General features: G+C 68.1%; 21 protein-coding genes and 1 tRNA gene. 9 read left to right on the top strand and 13 right to left on the bottom strand.

The features are described from left to right. Positions 1-114: 114 nt before the first annotated feature. Positions 115-199, top strand: a tRNA-Ser gene (locus VJ162_RS06860). Between the two features lie 40 nt (positions 200-239). Here VJ162_RS06860 and VJ162_RS06855 read toward each other — a convergent pair. The 4 genes from VJ162_RS06855 to VJ162_RS06840 all read right to left on the bottom strand — a co-directional run bounded on the left by VJ162_RS06855 (position 240) and on the right by VJ162_RS06840 (position 4,309). Then, positions 240-2,102: a DUF2070 family protein gene (locus tag VJ162_RS06855; protein WP_324663273.1), complete on the bottom strand. Its 1,863-nt coding sequence runs from the start codon at positions 2,100-2,102 to the stop codon at positions 240-242. A gap of 72 nt (positions 2,103-2,174) precedes the next feature. Beyond that, positions 2,175-2,744 (bottom strand): GMP synthase subunit A, encoded by a 570-nt coding sequence (locus VJ162_RS06850; protein WP_324663272.1) that lies wholly within the window; start codon positions 2,742-2,744, stop codon positions 2,175-2,177. A 64-nt stretch (positions 2,745-2,808) separates the two neighbouring features. Next, on the bottom strand, positions 2,809-3,612 hold the full coding sequence (locus VJ162_RS06845; protein WP_407066840.1) for a CBS domain-containing protein: 804 nt from the start codon (positions 3,610-3,612) through the stop codon (positions 2,809-2,811). Positions 3,613-3,760: 148 nt separating this feature from the next. Then, positions 3,761-4,309 (bottom strand): DUF7097 family protein, encoded by a 549-nt coding sequence (locus VJ162_RS06840; RefSeq protein ID WP_324663269.1) that lies wholly within the window; start codon positions 4,307-4,309, stop codon positions 3,761-3,763. Positions 4,310-4,650: 341 nt separating this feature from the next. Here VJ162_RS06840 and VJ162_RS06835 point away from each other — a divergent pair, with 341 nt between their 5' ends. The 3 genes from VJ162_RS06835 to VJ162_RS06825 all read left to right on the top strand — a co-directional run bounded on the left by VJ162_RS06835 (position 4,651) and on the right by VJ162_RS06825 (position 7,202). After that, positions 4,651-5,049 (top strand): hypothetical protein, encoded by a 399-nt coding sequence (locus VJ162_RS06835; RefSeq protein WP_324663268.1) that lies wholly within the window; start codon positions 4,651-4,653, stop codon positions 5,047-5,049. Between the two features lie 76 nt (positions 5,050-5,125). Then, a complete protein-coding gene (locus VJ162_RS06830; protein ID WP_324663267.1) occupies positions 5,126-5,491 on the top strand; it encodes a DUF192 domain-containing protein in 366 nt (121 codons plus the stop codon). 166 nt (positions 5,492-5,657) lie between these two features. Then, positions 5,658-7,202, top strand: a complete 1,545-nt coding sequence (locus VJ162_RS06825) for a (R)-citramalate synthase (RefSeq protein ID WP_407066838.1) — start codon at positions 5,658-5,660, stop codon at positions 7,200-7,202. 98 nt (positions 7,203-7,300) lie between these two features. Here the strand turns inward: VJ162_RS06825 and VJ162_RS06820 are convergent, their stop codons facing one another. From VJ162_RS06820 to VJ162_RS06810, 3 genes are all read right to left on the bottom strand, one after another. Beyond that, on the bottom strand, positions 7,301-7,591 hold the full coding sequence (locus VJ162_RS06820) for a HalOD1 output domain-containing protein (RefSeq protein WP_324663266.1): 291 nt from the start codon (positions 7,589-7,591) through the stop codon (positions 7,301-7,303). A 126-nt stretch (positions 7,592-7,717) separates the two neighbouring features. Further along, positions 7,718-9,745, bottom strand: a complete 2,028-nt coding sequence (locus VJ162_RS06815; protein ID WP_324663265.1) for a bacterio-opsin activator domain-containing protein — start codon at positions 9,743-9,745, stop codon at positions 7,718-7,720. 115 nt (positions 9,746-9,860) lie between these two features. Further along, the gene (locus VJ162_RS06810; protein ID WP_324663263.1) at positions 9,861-10,304 is read right to left on the bottom strand and encodes a bifunctional nuclease family protein; all 444 of its coding nucleotides are present in this window, start codon (positions 10,302-10,304) and stop codon (positions 9,861-9,863) included. A 74-nt stretch (positions 10,305-10,378) separates the two neighbouring features. Between VJ162_RS06810 and VJ162_RS06805 the strand changes: the two genes are divergently transcribed. After that, positions 10,379-10,666, top strand: coding sequence for a hypothetical protein (locus tag VJ162_RS06805; protein WP_324663262.1), 288 nt, complete (start codon positions 10,379-10,381; stop codon positions 10,664-10,666). Positions 10,667-10,717: 51 nt separating this feature from the next. Further along, entirely contained in the window at positions 10,718-10,996 is a 279-nt protein-coding gene (locus VJ162_RS06800) for a hypothetical protein (RefSeq protein ID WP_324663261.1), read from the top strand. A gap of 67 nt (positions 10,997-11,063) precedes the next feature. Here the strand turns inward: VJ162_RS06800 and VJ162_RS06795 are convergent, their stop codons facing one another. From VJ162_RS06795 to VJ162_RS06780, 4 genes are all read right to left on the bottom strand, one after another. Next, positions 11,064-11,297: a DUF3194 domain-containing protein gene (locus VJ162_RS06795; protein WP_324663260.1), complete on the bottom strand. Its 234-nt coding sequence runs from the start codon at positions 11,295-11,297 to the stop codon at positions 11,064-11,066. A 4-nt stretch (positions 11,298-11,301) separates the two neighbouring features. After that, positions 11,302-11,676, bottom strand: a complete 375-nt coding sequence (locus VJ162_RS06790; RefSeq protein WP_324663259.1) for a prefoldin subunit beta — start codon at positions 11,674-11,676, stop codon at positions 11,302-11,304. A 288-nt stretch (positions 11,677-11,964) separates the two neighbouring features. Continuing rightward, positions 11,965-12,477, bottom strand: a complete 513-nt coding sequence (locus tag VJ162_RS06785; protein WP_324663258.1) for a hypothetical protein — start codon at positions 12,475-12,477, stop codon at positions 11,965-11,967. Next, complete coding sequence (locus VJ162_RS06780) at positions 12,474-12,776, bottom strand: UPF0175 family protein (RefSeq protein WP_324663257.1); 303 nt, start codon at positions 12,774-12,776, stop codon at positions 12,474-12,476. Before VJ162_RS06780 ends, VJ162_RS06785 begins: the two co-directional genes overlap by 4 nt. 418 nt (positions 12,777-13,194) lie before the next feature. On the opposite strand from VJ162_RS06780, the gene VJ162_RS06775 reads away from it, so the two are divergent. From VJ162_RS06775 to VJ162_RS06765, 3 genes are all read left to right on the top strand, one after another. Next, on the top strand, positions 13,195-14,025 hold the full coding sequence (locus VJ162_RS06775; RefSeq protein ID WP_324663256.1) for a pantoate kinase: 831 nt from the start codon (positions 13,195-13,197) through the stop codon (positions 14,023-14,025). 192 nt (positions 14,026-14,217) lie between these two features. After that, positions 14,218-14,961, top strand: a complete 744-nt coding sequence (locus VJ162_RS06770; protein WP_324663254.1) for a 4-phosphopantoate--beta-alanine ligase — start codon at positions 14,218-14,220, stop codon at positions 14,959-14,961. Positions 14,962-14,963: 2 nt separating this feature from the next. Further along, on the top strand, positions 14,964-17,528 hold the full coding sequence (locus tag VJ162_RS06765; protein ID WP_324663252.1) for an AAA family ATPase: 2,565 nt from the start codon (positions 14,964-14,966) through the stop codon (positions 17,526-17,528). Here the strand turns inward: VJ162_RS06765 and VJ162_RS06760 are convergent. After that, a complete protein-coding gene (locus tag VJ162_RS06760) occupies positions 17,522-18,373 on the bottom strand; it encodes an ABC transporter permease (RefSeq protein WP_324663251.1) in 852 nt (283 codons plus the stop codon). The genes VJ162_RS06765 and VJ162_RS06760 overlap by 7 nt on opposite strands. Further along, complete coding sequence (locus VJ162_RS06755) at positions 18,370-19,392, bottom strand: ABC transporter ATP-binding protein (RefSeq protein ID WP_324663250.1); 1,023 nt, start codon at positions 19,390-19,392, stop codon at positions 18,370-18,372. The genes VJ162_RS06760 and VJ162_RS06755 overlap by 4 nt, the downstream gene beginning before the upstream one ends. Between the last annotated feature and the right edge of the window lie 28 nt (positions 19,393-19,420).

Below are 19,420 nucleotides of genomic sequence, written 5' to 3'. Positions count from 1 at the left end.
CGGACAGCTGTGGGCGCCGTTTCCCACGCTCCCATAGCCGGGAACTGTCGGGTGGTACCGAGTCACTTGCCCAATCGAAACGCCTAAACACAAGACGGCGGAACTGGGAAACGAGCCGAGGTAGCCTAGCCTGGCCAAGGCGGTTGCCTCGAAAGCAACTGTCCTCACGGACTCAGGAGTTCAAATCTCCTCCTCGGCGTTTCTCCCCACAGAGCAACCGTATTGCGTAGCCGCTGCTCTCAGACGCCGGCGACGAGGAAGATGAGGACGCTGACGGCCATCACCGCCAGCACGAACGTCGCCGCCAGCGCGCCGCCCAGCGACACCATCGCGTTGGCCGTCGAGGCCAGCGTCTCGGTGCGGTCGTTGCCGAAGACGGTCACCTCGGCCCGCTCGCTCGCCATGCCGGCCTCGACCGGTTCGAGGTCCGCGATGGCCGACTCGACCAGCCCCGAAATCCGCTCGACGACCTCGGCCTCGGGGATGGCCTGACCGACCTGGTTTTCCGCCTCCATCGTGTTGACGATGTGGGTGTCGCTGGTCATCACCTCCACCGCGTCCACGCCGTCGATAGCGTCGAGAATCGTCTCGCGGAGCCCCGGCTCCATGTTGTTCCCGTCGATGAGGACGTAGGCCGTCCGCTCGTCGCCGACCTCGAAGACGGCGACCCGGATACCGAGCGGGCCGATACCCTCCTCCGGGGTCCAGGGTGTCTCCGCCCAGGCGACGCCACAGCGAAGCTGGCCCCGTTTGGCGCCCGCGAGGGTTTCGCCGAGCGTGCCCGCCCCGTGTATCATGTCGAACGAACGCTGGCTCCCGGGGACGACGTGGCCCAGGTCCTCGCCCGCCAGCCCGTCATTGCAGTTGTGGGCGTCGACCAGCAACACGTCCTCTAGCCCGCCGCTGCGGGCCTCGGCCATCGCCGACAGGCCGACCGCGTAGTCCACGTCGTCGGCATACCCCGGCGCGTACGTGGCGACGACCAGGGCGTCCCCGCCGAAGGCCTGCCCCAGCAGGGAGGCCTCCCCCTCCTCGTGGCGGTGGCCGGCCGTCGCCTCGGCGGTGTACTCGATGTTCTCGAAGGCGGTCTCGGCCGCTTCGAGGAGCGTCTCGACCTCGCTCTCGGTGACGAGGTTGAAGTCGTGGCCGGCGGTGGCATGGGGCGGGAAGGCGACCCCGTCGGCGACCTCGGCGACCCGCTTGGGGAGGTTGCCGCCGCCTATCTCACCCATCGGTCCGGGGTGTATCATCGGCAGGACGAACCGCGCTTTCTCCTCGCCGTCGGGCCGCCGGACCGCAAGCACCGTGACGGGGACGATGGCCTCCTCGCCGATGTCCTCGAAGAACGTCTCCAGTTCGTCCGACCCCTCCGCGAGGTAGCCGACGAACCCGCGGAGGAAATCAAGCGCGGAGACGCCAAGCGAGGAGCGCCACGGCCGGTCGATGGCGACGAGGAACACCCAGACGGCCCCCGCATAGAGCAGACAGATGACCGCAAGCAGGAGGAAGTCCTCGGGGATGAACCCCTGCAGCGCCGGCGGCGCCTGCTCGGAGCGGGCAAGCATCTGTTTGAGCTGGGGGTCGTCAAGGATGTACGTCGTCGCTCCACCGTACACCGCGAGCATGCCCGCCGCGGCGACGGTCTGGACGCTGGCCGGGACGGCCGCCTTCAGAAAGCTGTACCGGGAGACGGCAAGCAGGATGAGCAGCCGGAAGGCGAATATCGACGCCAGGGCGACCAGCAACACGTCGAAGACGAAGTTCGCCCCGAGCCGCGCGCTGACGACCGCGATGATGCCCGCCACTGTCAGGAAGGCGATGGTGATACACTCACAGACCAGCGCGAGCAGCGAGGCCCGGTTCGGGGTGAGCTGGCCGCCCATCCGGCGGTCGACCCAGGGGGTCACCGCTCCCGCGATGGCCGTCGGCAGCCCGATGAAGAATATCCCCTGCCAGGCGTCGTCAAGCACGAACCGCGAGTCGAAGGCCGCGATGCCGGTCAGCGCGGCGATAAACAGGGCAAACGCGAGACTGGCGTACCAGTTCGGCGCCCGGAAGATAAACCGGGAGAGGCTCGCCAGGTTTCCCTGTGTCGCAGTCATTTAGTTATCACATCCCGTCGCGCCATATAAATCCAGCCGCTCCGACCGACAGCGCCGGGACCCGCGTCTGCCCTACTGTCGGGGCGCCGACTGCTGGTCACAGACCGCGAGGAAGTTCTCGAAGACGGCCTCGCCCTCTTCGGTGTGGGCGACCTCCGGGTGCCACTGGACGCCGTAGAGGTCCCGGTCGGTGTCGCTCATCGCCTCGACGCCACAGACGTCGGAGGTCGCAGTGCGGGTAAAGCCGTCGGGCACTTCCTTGACCTCGTCGGCGTGGCTCGCCCAGACGCGCGTCTCCGGGGCGAGCGAGCCGATAAGGGGGTCCTCGTCGTCCAGAATCTCGACGGTCACGTCGGCGTAGCCACCGTACTCGCCGCCGCCGACGGTGCCGCCGAGCTGGTCGGCGATGAGTTGCATCCCCAGACAGATGCCCAGCACGGGCACGTCAAGGTCGAGGTAGTCAGGGCAGTTCCCGATGTCGTCCATGTCCGGGCCGCCCGAGAGGACGACGCCGTCGGCGTCGATGTCTTCGGGCGGCGTGTCGTTGTCGAGCAGTTCCACGTCGACGCCCATGTCCCGGAGCGCCCGCTGCTCCAGATGGGTGAACTGGCCGTGGTTGTCGATGACGGCGATGTGGGTCATTAGTAGCCGAGAGGCTAGCTGGGCCTATATATCTCCTGATAGCTTCCCGGTGTGGCCCGGCGCGTCACCGGTGAGTCGCCGACTGCTCCGAGCCCGTTTTCTCGATGAGCGGGTGTCGAGCGTCGGCGACCTCGATGTCGTCGAGCCCCGCAAGGCCGGCGAGCCGGGCCGTTCGGAGAAACCCCAGCTCCTCGACCGCGTCGGGCGAGACCGTGAGGACGTGTGCGACCAGCCGGTCGATACCCAGGCGTTTCGCGGCGAGCGCGCGGTGGTGCCCGTCGACAATCAGCGTCTTGGACCCGTAGGCGACGACGATGGGCGGCTCCGCGAGCCCGTTCCGGAGCTCGTACTCACGCCCCTCCAGCTCGTCCGCGTGTACCTCCCGCTGTGTCGGTATCAGCCCGGCGACCTCGATCTCCCGCTCGGCCACGTCGATGGCGGTGTCGTAGGACCGTTCGAGCATCTCGCGGGTACTCCGGACTTTCGAGGGGGTCGTACGCTCTATCTGGCTCCTGACGGCGTCACCGTTCGAGAAGACACCGAGCAACTCGCCGTCCTCGCCGACGACCGGGAGCGACTGCTGGCCCGCCCGGAAGATGACCCGGGACGCGTTCTTGACCGACATCGCCGGGCGGAGGACGACCGGGTCCTGCCGCATGTGCCGCTCGACGCGCTCGTCGCCGGGGACCTCCACGAGGTCTATCGCCCCGACACAGCCCAGCAACTGCCCCTCGCCGTCGGCCACCGGGAGGTCGCCGTACTGCCCCGCCGCCTTGAGTCGGTCGACCACGTCCGTCACCCACGCGTCCGGGCTGACGGGCTCTACGTCGGTCATGTACGACTCGACGCGTATCTCGTCGACCGCCATCTGCGTCATGGGCTCTATAGCCCCGGGACCGTCTTAACCCCTTTTTGCCACGATTGTTTCGGCGCGTCGCGGTCACCGGCGGCCGACAGCCGCGTCGCCTCTCTGCCCGAATTGGCTCGTTCGATTGTGAGACGCGGGGACGGCCAGTCTATGCGTCGTCGTACCGGTCGGCTGCGGAGGTAAAGCCAAGCTCCGACTGTTCCCGGCTCTTTCGCCCCTCCTTGGCGGCGATGGCCTCCGGGTCCGGTCCCGCGTCGTCGTCGATGCGCGCCCAGGCATTGTGGACCTTCGCGTGACACCACCGACAGAGATACACCGTGATTTCGTGGCCGAGTTCCTCGCCGTCGGCCGCCCCGCTGTAGGAGAGGTGATGTTCCTCCAGCAGCGGCCGCGAGTCGTCGTGTGCGTTGCGGCGCTCTTCGAGCCCACAGCGGCCACACTCGCGGTCGCGGTTCCGACAGCGGAAGTGGGGACAGTCGGCCCAGTCCCACTCGGACTCGTCCGGGTCGCCGTCGGGTCCGACCGCGGCCGGACACCGAAAGCCATCGGCGCTGCGGCGGTCCGCGAAGTCGGGGTCGTGGTGACCGTGTTCGCGCGCCCACCGGCACTTCCCCTCGTCGGTCACGAAGTCACACCGGTCGACGTGGTCGTAGGGGTCGGAGACACCGACCGAGGTCCCGCCGGGCGCCTTCTCCATACCTGTGTTCGCTCCTCCGTTCACCTGAATCTGTCCGTCCACCTTTTTCTGCGTCGGGTGTCCTCGCGCCGCTTCGCGGCGCTGTGGACACCCTCCTTGAAAAACGTGGGCGAAAAAGGCCGACGGCTCGGCCTTCGGCCTCGCCGTCGGTGAACCGCCTCGCTTCGCTCGGCGGATGCGCGACTCCGGAACCCACTCCTCTGGGAGCCCGCTACTTCGCTGGCAGTCTCGTCATAGCGGCCACGCTCATGCTGTTATTCACTCTGAAATAGAACTGATGTGGCCCGTCGGTGGGTCTTGGACAGAACTTTTTTTGATGTTATATGATATGTCATGCAACAATGCCTAGCGGAGAGAAAACAGACTTGCAGCGTGATATCGTTCTGACGTGGTACGAGAACCCAAACGCTACGAATAAAGAAATTGCCGATGCCTGTGACTGTTCCTCGTCATATGTGAGTCAAATCAAGAATCGCTTCGACGACTACAGTGAGATGGAGTATATGATGGACCGACAGAATGAACAGATGGAACAAATGTTCGGTGATGGCATCTTCGGCGGATCTGCGCAGGCTAGCGGGGCAACGGGACTTGACGCTGGACAGCCTGCTGACGGACCGGGGCTCGCAGAAATGTATGAGGAACTCCCGGATAACCTGGCAGGGAACCTCATTCGGGTGCTGATACTGCTGGTACTGCTGTACGTAGTCTACGAAGTGGCCATGATTCTGATCTTGTAGGGTCGGCCGACCGACGGAACGCTTACGTAGGGCCGACCGACGGAACGCTTACGTAGTGACATGCCCACGCGAGCGTATGCGCGTCGTCCACGACCCTGAGGGGGCAAGCCGCGTCCTCGCCACCAACGTCCACACGGCCGACTCGATGCTGTCAAAGTCCAAGGGACTGATGTTCCGCCGGTCGATTCCTGACGACTACGCGCTCGTCTTCCGGTTCGAGCCGTCGTGGCCTTTCGGCGCAGTCCGGCGTCGGGTCATCCACATGCTGTTTGTCAGATTCCCCACCGATGTGGTCTGGCTGGCCGACGGCGAGGTCCGCAAGGTCAGGACGATGCGCCCGTGGCGCTCGATCGACTACGCGAAGGCGGACACCGTCATCGAACTGCCCGAGGGGGGCGCTGACGGCGTCGCGGTCGGCGATACCGTGGTTGTAGAGTCCTGATCTCGCCGCAGTCGCGTGTGTCACCGTCGGTTCGCATCCAACAGACTAAAGACCATGAACGTCCCAGTACCCTGTACTATGTCGGAACACCCGACGGAGGATAGAGGAAGTCGCCGCGAGGCGACTGGGTGTGAAATTCGCCCCGAGTGATGGAAGTGAATCTTCTGTGAGCCACCACACACTGTTCGGGGACCACCCAGCGACGCGTCCCCTCGACGAGGTAGACGGCGTACAGTTCCTGGACACCACGCTGCGCGACGGCGAGCAGGCCCCCGGCGTCTCGCTGACGCCCGACGACAAGGCCGCTATCGCCCGCTCGCTCGACGCGGCCGCCATCGATGTCATCGAGGCCGGAAGCGCCTGTACGGGCCCCGGCGAGCGAGAGACCATCTCGCGGGTCGCCGAGCTGGACCTCGATGCGACGGTGACGAGCTTCTGTCGCGGCATCCGGAACGACATCGACCTCGCCCTGGAGTGTGACGTCGACGGCATCAACCTCGTCGTCCCGGCGAGTGACCGCCACGTCGAGGACAAGGTTGGCACCTCCCGCGCGGACAACGTCGCTTCGACGGTCGAGCTCGTCGAGTACGCCAAGGACCACGGCCTGTGGGTCGAGGTCATCGGCGAGGACGGCTCCCGGGCGGACCTCGACTACCTCGAAGAACTGCTCGAAGCGTCGCTTTCCGCCGGCGCGGACCGCATCTGCTGGGCCGACACCGTCGGCCACGCCACGCCCGACCGCGCGCTCGAATGTGTCTCCCGGCTCTCGGAGCTGGGGCCGGTCAGCACCCACACCCACGACGACCTGGGGCTGGCCGTCATGAACGCCCTCGTCTCCGTGGCTGCGGGCGCGGACCTGGTACATGGCACCATCAACGGCATCGGCGAGCGGGCCGGGAACGTCGCCCTCGAAGAGGTCGCCATCGCCCTGGACCACGGCTACGGCGTCGAGTCGATGGACCTGACCGAGGTGTACGACCTCGCGAAGCTCATCGCCAACCGAACCGGAATCCAGCTGGCGCCGAACAAGGCCGTCGTCGGGCAGAACGCCTTCACCCACGAGTCGGGCATCCACACCGACGGCACCCTGAAAGACGACGCGATGTACGAGCCCTACGCCCCGGAGAAGGTCGGCCGCGAGCGCCGCCTCGCACTCGGGAAACACGCCGGCCGCGCCGGCGTCGAGGCCGCGCTGGAGGAACACGCCGTCGACGCGACCGACGACCAGATCGACGAGATCGTCGGCCGCGTCAAGGAGCTGGGCGACCGCGGGAAACGCGTGACCGATGCCGACCTGCTGACTATCGCCGACGAGGTCACGGGCCAGGCGGGGGACCGCCGCGTCGAGCTGCTGGGCCTGACGGCGGTGTCGGGGTCGGACACGCCGACTGCGAGCGTGCGCCTCTCGGTCGACGACGAGGAGCGCAAGGCCGCGGCCGTCGGCTCCGGCCCGGTCGACGCCGCGATGAACGCCACCGAGGACGCCCTCTCTCACACGGCTAACGCCAGCCTCGACGACTACCACGTCGACGCCATCACCGGCGGCACGGACGCCATCGTCACCGTGGAAATCGAGATGTCCCGCGGGGACGACAGCGTCGCCGTCTCGGCGAGCGACTCGGACATCACGCGGGCCTCGGTGCGGGCGATGGTCGACGCGATGGACCGGCTCGTCTCCGACGACAGCGACCGGCTCGTCGCCGACGACTAGGGTCCACCGCTTGCTATACGTGGGGATTGCCCAGCCCGGGGTGTCGGGCTCTCTGGTACTGTCCCGCCACACTACTACAGAAATCGGACCGTTTTCGGCTATACGCGCGCTTCGGCGGTCGAGGGCTCCTTGTGGACCCGCTCGACGCGTAACTGCCGCTCGGCAGTCACTTCGACGTGACAGCCGGCCATGACGAACTGGACCGTCCCACAGGCGTTCTGCCCGCTGGAGGTAAACAGCGCGTCCAGCGCGTCCGGGTCGATACAGTCGTAGAGCCGTTCGTCCAGATCGAGCGGGTCGACACCGTTCCGTTCCGCGACGGCGACGACGACGGCGTGACTCAGCGCTTCCGATTCGGGGACGTGTCTGCTATGTAATTCACTTGTCATTATTTGAACTCGCTGTCTCTCCCTACCGACGGGACGATAAAGCCGGTTGTGGCTACCCTGGTAGCCACGTCCGCGCGGCCCCGCTACGTGTATAGGACTGCGACTTATTACCACGCCTGCCGCCCGCTACTCGTCGTCGAAGACCAGCGCCAGGAGCTTCCGCTGTGCGACTCTGAGGTGGCGGTTCACCGTCGGCTGGGCGACCCCGAGCATCTCGGCGACGCCCTCGCCGGTCGTCTCGCGGGGCCACTCGAAGAAGCCGCTGCCGTAGGCCGTCCGGAGCGCTTCGAGCTGGCGGTCGGTCAGCGCCGTCTCCAGGGAGCCGCGTATCCCGTCCGCGCGCCGGGTCGTCGCGGTCTGGTTGCGCCGCGCCGTCAGCTGGACGGCCACACCGCTGTCCCGTAACCGGTCGACGAAGGTGCGCACGTCAGCGTCAGCGGCGAGGGCGACTGTCACCGTCAGCTCCTCGGCCGTGACAGACGCCGTATCGAGCCGCCCGCCGTGGCGCACTACCTGGCCGACGACAGTGGGCTCCTCGACGAGCAGCTCGTACCGGTCCCCGTCCGCGACGGCGACGAGTGAGTCGACCTGCCCGACCCCCTCGACGGCGTCGGCGACGGCGTCACCGTCGGCCCCGGGCGCCGAGACGAAGAGCCGGGTCGTCGTTCCGTCGACCGGAATCACCTCCGTACAGCCCACAGTCACGCCGAGCGCGGCCGCCAGCTGCCCCAGCGGCGCGTCCGGCGCGGTGACGGTCAGGTCCAGTTCGACGCCCGCGTCGGCGGCCAGGAGACTGCGTCGTTCCCGGTCGCGGATGGCCATCGCGACGCTGTCGCCGAGCTCGGTGATCACCGACCTGAGTGAGTCGTCCCACTCGACCGGCCGGTCGGCGTAGGCCGTCAGGACGCCGTAGCTGACGCCGTCGGCACGCAGCGGGACGCTGATCGCCGCCTGGAACTCCCGGGAGATGGCCGCTCTTGACCAGTGTTGGTCCCTGATGGTTTCGGCCACGGCGTCGACGGTCGTCACCTGGTCCAAGGCCGCCGTCTCGACGGCCGGCGGGACGTGGCTGTCGCCGGCCGAGAGCGAGATAGCCTCCAGATAGCCGGCCTCGGGGCCCGACCAGGCCCGCGGCTCGACGCCGCCGTCCCCGGCACGGCCGACCCACGCGAACGACAGCCATGGCGACTCCGTCAGTGCCGCACAGACTCCCTGCTCGATATCGGAGACGGTGTCGGCGTCGACGAGGACCCGCTGCACCCGGCGGACCATCGACAGCGTCTGCTCCAGTTCGGCGAGGCGCTCGGCCTGTTCGCCGTAGCTCGCCGCCCGCTCCCGGAGCGTCGCCTCCCGGTCGACCCGTTCCAGCGCGGTGCGGGCGGCCCCGGCCAGGTACTCGCTCGCTCCGCCGGCCTCGCGTCCGGACGCGGGCTCCTCGCCCGCCACAGTGTGGAGGACGCCGTACTCGCCGAGAGGGTGATACCGGTCCCCGCTATCGAGTGTCGCGGGCATCCCAGTCAGAAACACCTCCCGGATGATACTGTCGGCGCCGCCATCGACCGCCGTCCGCGCGTCGTCGCCGGACTCCCCGGCCAGACCGGCCGGACAGAAGGTGTTCTGACAGGAGTCGAACAGATAGACTGTCGCACCCGCCAGCCCAAGCACGTCGGTCGCCGTCTCGACGATGCGGGTGGCGACGGCCTCCTCGGTCTCGGCGGCGAGCAGGTCCTGTGTCGTCGCCTGCAGGGCCGTCAGCGATACCCGGTCCCCGGCGGCGCCGACCCCCCGGTCTCTGTCCACGTCCCGGCCGATACAGAGCAGGTGTGTCCCGTGGCGGTCGAAGCCAAACTCCGTCCACCGCTCGGGCGTCTGGCCGGTCCGGACCGTCACGTACTCGCTGGGCTCGTCCGCGTTTCCTTCGACGGCATCCCGAGTTAGGGAGGGGACAACAGCCGTGAGCCGTTCGCCCACGACCGCGTCGTCGGCCCCGACCAGCGCCTCGAACGCGGTGTTTGTCGCCACGATAGTCAGCGACTCGTCCAGCACGGCCGCCGGCTCGGCCAGCCGCGTTATCAGGAGGTCGAGGAGCCGTCGCGGCGACTCCTGTCCGTCTGTAGCGTGGTCGACTCGTCGCTCCCCACCGGAGTTTTCCATGGAGACAGTCGGACCTGAAGCGTCGAAAGCGTAGTCTCGGTGTCGGCCCCAGCTGCGTACCAGTCGACTGCGGGTGCGTATCCGACCACGATGGTCCGTCGCCAGTCGGTGTCTGTTACAGCTCCTCGTCGCCGTCGAACTCCTCCGGCGACCGGCCGGCCGCGTCGACAACCTCGTCGGAGACGACAAGCGGGCAGTCCACCCGCAGGGCGATGGCGATACCGTCGGACGGGCGGGCGTCGAACACCATCTCCTTGCGCCGGTCTTCGAGGTACTGCTCTGTGTCTATCTTCGCGTAGAAGGTGCCGTCGGTGAGATCGTCGATGCGGACACGGTCGATGGCGCCGCCGAACTCCGCGACCATCTCGACGAGCAGATCGTGAGTCAGGGGCCGCTCGAAGGGCTCGCCGTCGATGGCCAGCTGCATCGACTGGGCCTGGTCGGTACTGACGAATATCGGGACGATCTCTTCGCGCGCACGCAGGAGGACCACCGGCGTCCCCGACCCTTCCTCGCTGACGCCGACGCCGACCCCTTCGACCGTGGCCTCGTGTTCCATATAAAACGGTTCGGCGCGCGGGTATGAAAAACTAGCCCGCTGTCGTTTTCCCGGACGGGCGCGTCGGTATCGCTGTGACCGACGACGGCTATCTCGTCGCGGTGAAACCGTCCGCCCGCCGGGTGAGCTCACGGGCCGGCCGGTGGGTCAACCGGGAGGGGACCACGCGACGGTTCGACTCGAAACCGCTGGCCCGCGAGTGGGCGCGGGCCTGCAGTACTGGCACTGCGACGGTGTGGGTCCAGGACGCACCCGCGTGGGCCGACAGCGACGCCGACGGTTATCTCGTCGGTCGCCGCTTTCGCGACGCGGGCGCCGACCGGCTGGGCCGCCAGATGACCATCGCCGACACGGACAGTTGATCTGTCCCCGCGTAGCGCGATACTTTTGCCCGTGGCGCCCTCACCCCCGGTATGGACGACACCGTTGAGTCCGGCCTCGACCAGTCCCACGAGCGGACGACGGCGGACCTCCTCGAAGACGACGACGACAGCCTCGTCGAGGGGATGGACCGGTGGCGGGCCACGAAGTACATCGCCCCCTTCGTCGCTATTGGCCTGTTCGACCTCGTGCTGTTGCTCGGCTGGGGACTGGACCCGTTGTGGGGCTTTATGATTCTCCCCCCGATTCTGTTCATCAGCGTGCTGGGCTGGATCGCCTTCAGAACCGGGTTCGCGAGCGACCGGACCTGACACAATCGAAACCACGCGATGCGAACGATATCGTCCGCACCGACGCGGGCGAATTTCGATGGCTACGTCAACTCAGTAGCTCGTCGACGGCGCCCCGCGCGGCCAGCGCCGCGTCGTCGGCGATTCGCTTCTCGTCGGCGCTCGCGTCGGGCGCCTTGACGTAAATGTCGACATCGAGCATCCCGTCTTCGAAGCTCACCGTCACGTCGTAATCGTCGATATCGCTCACGCTGAGCCGAGCAAAAATAACGTCTTCGGCCGCGTCGGCGGCCGTCTGCACGACCTCGTCGTCGGTCGCCATCGCCTTACGCGCCTGCGCCGGGGCCGCCTGCGGGGCCGCCACCGAGCATCTGCTGGAGCTCGCTCTGGAGCTCTTCGAACTGCTCTTGGACGCGCTCTTCCTGCTTTTCGAGGGTCTCGACGCGGACTTCGAGGTTGCTGACCTTCTCTTCGAGGTCCTCGCGGGCCTCGCCGAGCTCGGTCTTGACGAGCAGCTCGCCGACCTCTCGGTACATCGTGGTGTCGGCGTCGACGTCGTCGAGCTCGTCCAGCGCCGTCTTGGACTCCTGCAGCGTCGACTCGGCCTGCTGTTTCTGTGTCGCGACCTGCTGTGCGGTCTCCTGAAGGTCCTGTAGCTCCTCGAGTTTCTCCTGTGCTTCCGGCGGAAGGTTACCCTGCATACTCGCTCGGTCGGGACCCGGAGTGTTAAACCCACGCTTTCATCACTGTCGGCACTCCGCGGGGTCGGGATGTGATATCCGTCTGAAATCGCCGCTAGAACGGTTCATTCCGTCACTTCCCCGACTGCCCGCTCACGAAGCTCCCCGGTCAGGTGCGTTCCGTGCCGGCGTACCTTTTTCCTCGTCGGGCATCCTCGCTCACTGCGTTCGCTGCGGGTACCGCTCCTCGAAAAATCTACGCTAAAACGCAGCCGTTCGCTCGCTCGCGCTCGCTCACGGCTGTCGCGCTCATTCGGCCACTTCCCCGACCGCTCGTTCGCGCAGCTCCCCGGTCAGGTGTGTCCCGTGCTGGTCGATGCGCCGGACGATGCGCTTTGCCTGTGTCGAACTCAGGTACTTGTCCTCGATGGCCGCGCGGACGACGACGCCGAAGCTGCTGGTCACTTCGGCACCGAGGCCCTGGGCAGTGCGGCGAACGGTGCGGTCCTCGGAGACGACGGCGACCGCCGAGCGGTCCCGCTGGTCCCGGTGAGCCAGCACGCCCGCGACGACCGTCTCGGCCGCGCCGATGTCCTTCTCGCCGAGTACTGACCGCGCCCGTTCGACGTGGCCCCCGTCGACGCTCGTCTCGACCCCGCTGTCGAGGAACTCGGCGAGGTTCGTGGCCGCCGGTTCGATATCCACCGCGTCGGCCACTGGGGCGGGGACGACGATGTCGCCGTCGAACGCGTCGAGCAGGGCGAGTTCGCCCACCTGACCCAGGCTGTACACGGCCGTCGGACCGACGTAGATTCGCGTCACAGCTCCGCGGCGGTGTCGGCGTCGAGCTCCAGGTCCGACAGCTGGAGCTGTGTCGTCAGGTTGCGCTCGCGGGCCACGTCCAGCCACTCGGCGATAGAGCAGTCAGCTATCTGTGCGGCCTCTGCCGCGGAGACGTCGCCGGACTGGTACCGCTCGACGGCGACCCGCACGCGAAGGGTCTCCAGCCCCTCGCCGAGCGCCTTCCGGATGGTCGTCGACCGGTCCTCCGAGAGCAGAGCCGCCACCTCGTCCAGCTCCGCTTTCTCCTCGTCCCCGAGTCGCGCGCTGATAGTGGGCATCGTATACACAGTCACTTACCGTAAACGCACATCAATGTACGGGCCCACCAGCCGAGCGAGGACCACACCGGCCACGCCGTCGGGGCTATGAGAGTAACCTCTCCGATTTACAGAAAGGAGGTTTTTGAGGGTAAAGAAAAACATTCATGTGGTAATATCTCGTTATACCGTCTGAACAGTCGCTATATTTATGTTATATTGGAATATCTATCAGGTATGTCCAGCACGAACCACACGACTGGCAACCTACCGCTGAACTGCACCGAGTGCAACGAGCCCGTCCGAAAGACCCCGAGTGGCACGTACGTCTGTACCGGCTGTGGGCGAACTGCCAGCGCCCGACCGGTCAGGTAGCGCCGGTCCCAAAGGGCTCTTCCGAACCGCCAGCCCTTAGCGTCGGCGCCCCCCAGCGGTCCCAATGAGCGACGACGCACGGGCGTTCGTGCCGGGCCACGTGACCGGGTTTTTCACCGTGGACCGGGACGACGACCCGACGAAGGCGGGCTCCCGGGGCGGCGGCATCGCGCTCTCGGACGGCGTCTCGGTGACGGTCGAGCGGGCCGAGGAAACGACGATAACGCTCGACGGTGAGAGCGTCGAGATGGACGCTGTCGAGCGCGTGCTCTCGGCGCTGCGTGCGGAGGCGCGGGTCCGGGCCGAGACGCCGCTGCCGCTGGGTGCCGGTTTCGGCGTCTCCGGCGGCGTGGCCCTGGGGACGGCGCTTGCGGCCAACGCCGCGCTGGAGCTGGGACTCTCGTACAACGAACTCGTGACAATCGCCCACGGCGCCGAGGTCCAGGCCGGCACCGGGCTCGGTGACGTGGTCGCACAGGCGCGGGGCGGCGTCCCGCTGCGGCTGGAGCCCGGCGGCCCGCAGTACAACTACGTCGACGCCGTCCCCGAGCGGGCCCGCGTGGAGTACTACACGCTCGGGGAGCTATCGACGCCGGACGTGGTCGGTGGGGACACCGAGGCGCTGACGACCGCCGGCGAACGCGCGCTGTCGATGGTGGTCAAGGAGCCGACGCTGCCGACCGTCATGCGCGCCGCCCGGCAGTTCTCCCGGGAGGCGGAGCTGCTGACCGAGGACGTGGAGGCGGTCGTCGCGGACGTCATCAAGGCCGGCGGCGACGCGGCGATGGCGATGCTGGGCGAGACGGTGTTCGCGCTCGGGACCGGGCTGACCGACGCCGGCTACGACGCCCGCTCGTGTGCGGTGTACCCCGCCGGCGCGACGCTGGACGAGTAGCGAGGGACCGACCGCAGGGAGGTCCCTCGTGGTGGAACGGGGAGTGCGAGGCGCTACGGGGCTCGAAATCGACCCGTGGAACAGCTGGAGGGTCGGGAGCCGGTACGTACGGCGACCCGGGAAGTCGGGACCGTGACAACCGCTGGCGCGGGTACGGAGGACTTTTCTACGGCCCAACAGACAGGAAAGCGTATGAGCGACGACGTCGACGTGCCGGAGAGCCACCCGCGGTACGAGTCGCTGCTGACTCGCCACCGCATCGAAGCGGGGGTCGACAGGGGTATCACCTCCCGACAGGGGCTCATCGCACAGGGGCGGGGCGAAGCGTACGACTACCTGCTGGGCGAGGAGACCATCGACAGCGCCGACCGGGCCGAGCGAGCCGCCGCCGCCTATCTCCTTTCGGCGGACCACGCGGTCATCTCGGTCAACGGCAACGCCGCGGCGCTCGTCCCCGGCGAACTGGTCGCGCTGAGCGAGGCGACCGGGGCCGACCTCGAAGTGAACCTGTTCAACCGGACCGAGGAGCGCATCAAGCGCATCGCCGACCACCTCCGCGAACACGGCGCCGAGAACGTCAAGGGTCTGACCGCCGACGGCCGGATTCCGGGGCTGGACCACGAGCGCGCGAAGGTCGACGCCGACGGCATCGGCGACGCCGACGTGGTGCTCGTCCCCCTGGAGGACGGCGACCGCGCCGAGGCCCTGGGCGAGATGGGCAAGACCGAACTCGTCGTCGACCTCAACCCCCTCTCCCGGTCGGCCCAGGTCGCGACGGTGCCCATCATCGACAACATCATCCGCGCCATCCCGGGCATCACCGACCACGCGCGAGACCTGCGGGGCGACGCGGACGCACAGCGGGCGGCCATCGAGGATTTCGACGCCGACGCGGCGCTGACCGACGCCGAAGCGGCGATTCGGGGAGGGGTCTGAGGATGGGACTGGCTCCGTACATCTACGCCGACCGGCGCCTGCCCGACGAGTCGGCGGTCCGTGAGGCGCTGGCCGACCGAGCGCTGACGAAGTTCGGCGACGACGAGCGACTGGAGCGGCTCCACCGCGTCTTTTACCCGGTCTTTCGCGTCGAGTACCGCTACGAGACCGGCGAGGGGAAGCTCTTCGGAACCGAGGAGAAGACGGCTACCGCCCTCCTCGACGGGCTTTGGGAGGACAACGACGAGTCCCTGGCCCAGTACGCCGACGGTACCGACGACCTCGTGCGTCGAGCGACCAGCGACTACGACTTCGGCGCCGACGCGCCGACGCTTGGCCGCTCGGTGCTCATGCAGTTTCAGGTACCGACCGAGGAGGCCGAGTCCCTGCTTCCGCGACGCATCGCGGAGTACCGCGAGCAGCGGGGCACAACGGCGAACGTCTTCCTGCGGAAGCTCCGGGACTCGTACGGCCTGCCGGGCGATTTCGACCCCGAGGGGTTCGACGCGGTCACCGACATCGAGCGCTGTTACCTCCCGTTCTGGCTGGCGGAGTTTCACGGCCCCCGTTCCGACGATGTCGCGCTGGTCGCCCTCCGGGACCCCGGGGCGCCGGCCGACGAGCTGCGCCGGCACGGCTGGCTCTCCGCGTTCGTCAGCGAGCAGCCCCGCCGGCTGGCGACGTTCGGTTACGAGGCCGACCCCGACCGCGTCGAGCGCGCGATTCGGGAGCGGGTCGGGCAGTCCGGCGAGGGCGGCGCCGGCGGGAGCGGAGAGAGCGCTCCCGGTGGCGGCGGTGGCGAGCCCACGCGCGGGGAGTCCTCGGGCGCTCCGACCGTCGACCGTCAGAGCGCCAGCGGCGGCCAGCCCGAGGTCGTCCAGCCCGACGGCGTCGAGATGGACGCCGAGAGCGTCGTCGACCCGGACCCCGACCGGAGCTTCGCAGACGTGGGCGGGATGAGCGACCTACTCGATACGCTCAACCACAAGGTCGTCCGCCCGCTGGCCGACCCCGAGGCCTTCGAGGAGTACGGTATCGGCGTCGTCAACGGTGTGTTGCTCCACGGGCCGCCGGGCTGTGGGAAGACCCACGTTGCCGGCGCGCTGGCCGGCGAGGTCGACCACGCCTTCATCGAGGTGGGTCCCGCCGACGTGACGAGCAAGTACATGGGCGAGCCCGCCCAGAAGGTCGAGGAGCTGTTCGCCATCGCGCGGGCGAACGCCCCCTGTGTGCTGTTCATCGACGAGATAGACGGCATCGCCGGCGACCGCGACGGCGACGCGAACATGAACTCAAGCGAGCAACAGCTGGTCAACCAGCTGCTGACCGAGCTCGAGGGCATCGCCGAGGAGGACGTGGTCGTCGTCGGCGCGACGAACCTCGTCGAGGACGTCGACGGCGCCATCCGCCGGTCGGGCCGCTTCGACGAGCGCGTGGAGGTGCCCCCGCCCGACGCCGAGGCCCGCCGGGCGATACTGAAACTCCACCTGGCCGGCCGGCCCACCGCCGAGGAGTTGGACCTCGAACCCGTCGTCGAGGCGACGGCGGGCTACGCCGCCAGCGACCTCGAACTGCTTGCCGAGAACGCCGCCCGGCAGGCCCTGCGCGAGGACGCCCCCATCGGGACCGGCCACCTGCAGGCGGCCGCCGACGACTCCGCGACGAGCATCCCGGACTGGATAGACCCCGAAGACGCCGCCGAGGGCGGGGTGGTCCAGCCCGACGGCGTCGACCTGCAGGCGACCAACCTCGTCGAGCCCGAGCCTGGCCGGGACTTCACCTCCGTCGGCGGGATGAGCGAGCTGAAAGAGCGGCTTCAAAATACGGTCATCGAGCCGGTTCGCAACAGCGAGACCTACGACGAGTACGGCATCGACGTACTGTCGGGCCTGCTGCTGTATGGCCCGCCGGGCTGTGGGAAGACCCACCTCGCGGGCGCGCTGGCCGGCGAACTGGGCCACAGCTTCATCGAGGTGACGCCGGCGGACCTCTCCAGTAAGTGGATGGGCGAGCCGGCCAGCAACGTCGCCGACCTGTTCGAGATCGCGCGGGCGAACGCGCCGTGTATCCTCTTCATCGACGAGATAGACGGCGTCGCCGGCTCGCGGCGCGGGACCACCAGCGACAACCAGCAACAGCTGGTCAACCAGCTCCTGACCGAGGTCGAGGGGGCCGCCGAACACGACGTGGTGACGGTGGGCGCGACCAACTTCGTCGAGGACGTCGACGGCGCCCTGCGTCGCTCCGGTCGCTTCGACGAGCGTGTGGAGGTGCCCCCGCCCGACGCCAGCGCTCGCCGGGAGATTCTGGAGATACACCTCTCGGACCGGCCCATCGCCGACGCCATCGACTGGGACACCGTCGTCGGGCCGACCGAGGGCTACGCCGCAAGCGACATCGAACTGCTGGCCGAGGACGCCGCCCGCCACGCGCTGCGTGACGGGTCGGAGATCCGCCAGCAACATCTGGAGACGGCGTTGTGGGAGACCCACTCAAGCATCGAGGACTGGGGCGAGCGGGAGCGCTACGCCGAGAACGACCTGACCTCTCAGCTCGGGGGTCAGTAGTCCCCGAGCACGCCCAGTCGACGCGCCCGCCGCGTCGCGACCTGAAAGACCAGATAGCCACCGACGAGATAGCCGGCGGCGACCCCGACAAGCAGCGCGAGGTCCGGGACTGAGAACTCCCAGAGACGGGTCCCCTCGACCATCGCCCGCTGGAGGAGCGCGCTGCCGTGGGCCAGCGGCAACAGCCGGGTCCAGCCGAGGTCGAACGCGGGCGCGGAGATGAGCACGATGAACCCGAACTGGAGCAGGTTCAACCAGTTGCCAACCCGCTTGTAGAGGACGGTGATGCCCCCGGCGGCAAAGCCCAGTCCGAGTACCGAGACCACCGTGAGCGCGGCCACGGTGGCGACGGTGAGGACGTGCAGGCTGAGCGTGGTTCCCGTCATCACGAGCATCACGGCGAGGATGAGCGCCGACGTGAGGAAGGTTCGGACCAGTTTCGCGACGCCTTTCAACAGCGCGACGGGCGCGAAGCCAAACGGCGTCATGACGTGTCGTTCCAGCGTCCCCCACTGGACCTCGCTCCCGATGTCGTTGGAGATGGCGGAGTACGCCCCGACTGACAGCGTCCAGAGGAAGTAGCCGACGACGATGCCCTCGATGGAGTCTGTCAGCGCCTGCCCCGCGACCATTCGGCCGCCGTAGAACAGCACGCCGAAGAAAAACAGCGCGACGACGATACCCCCGACGGCGTTGGCCGGATAGCGGACGAAGACGAGATACTCCCGGTAGAGGACCGCCCGCATCAGGTGTCGGTACCCGGCCCGCCGTGGAGTCTCGGCGGCGCCGGTCGCCGATTCGCCCGCCCCGTCGGTCGCCTCGGCCCCGCGACCCTCGGCGGTCATGGCTCGTCTGTCCCGGTGAGGGCGACGAACGCGCTTTCGAGGTCCCGCTCGACGCTCCGCACGTCGTCGAGCGCGACGCCGCGGTCGTCGAGGGCGGCCATCAGCGCGTAGAGCCCGTCGCTGTCGGCCCGGACCTCGACGCGCCCGCCGCGGTCGAGTCGCTCGGTTCCGACTACGGCGGCCCGCTCGCCGAGTTCGCCGAGCAGGGCGTCGTCGAAGTCGGCGCTCGTGAGTTCGAGGCGGTGGCTGTCGTCGGTCCCCAGTAGCGCGTCGACGCTGTCGTCGGCGACGACCCGGCCGTCAGCCATGATGACGACCCGGTCACAGACCCGCTCGACGACGTCCATGTCGTGGCTGCTCAAAATTACGGTGAGTCCCTCCTCGGCGACGAGCCGGCGCAGTTCCCGCTGGAGCGTTCTGGAGCTCTCCACGTCGAGTCCCAGCGTCGGCTCGTCGAGGAAGACGACGCCGGCCCCGCCGGCGAGCACGCTCGCGAGCGAGACCTTCTGTTTCATCCCCCGCGAGAGGTCACGGACCGGCACGTCGGCTTTCGCCGTGAGCCCCAGCCGGTCGAGCAGGCGGTCGTGGCGGGCCGCGACCGAGTCCGGGTCGACGCCGCTGACGGTGGCGAAGTAGCGCAGGTTCTCCCGCACGGTGAGACGCCAGTAGTCGTTGCGCGCGCCCTCAAGCATCGCGTCGACGTCCGCGTAGGCGGCCCGCGGTGACGCCCGGGCGTCGACACCGCCGATGTGTACGGTGCCCTCGTCGGGGAGGACCATCCCCAGAATCGACTTGATGAGCGTCGTCTTCCCGGTCCCGTTTGGCCCCAGCAGCCCGACCACCGAGCCCCGCTCAATCTCGAAGGTGACGCCGTCGACCGCCGTCACCGCGGTCTCGCCGGTCCCGAAGGTCTTCCTGAGGCCGTCGACGGCGACGGCCGGTTCCTCGCTCGTCGCGGCGGAACGGGACCTGGCCGTCCGCGTCGCTGACGCCTGGGCTCCCGGCTCACTCGCTGTCATCGGCCGGCCTAGGGCGGCAAGCAAGATA

Origin of the sequence: Haloarcula sediminis (assembly GCF_035656455.1) — an archaeon.
Taxonomy (GTDB): Archaea; Halobacteriota; Halobacteria; order Halobacteriales; family Haloarculaceae; genus Haloarcula; species Haloarcula sediminis.
The sequence above is the reverse complement of the archived record's forward strand: the minus strand, read 5'-3'. Positions and strand labels throughout refer to the sequence as shown.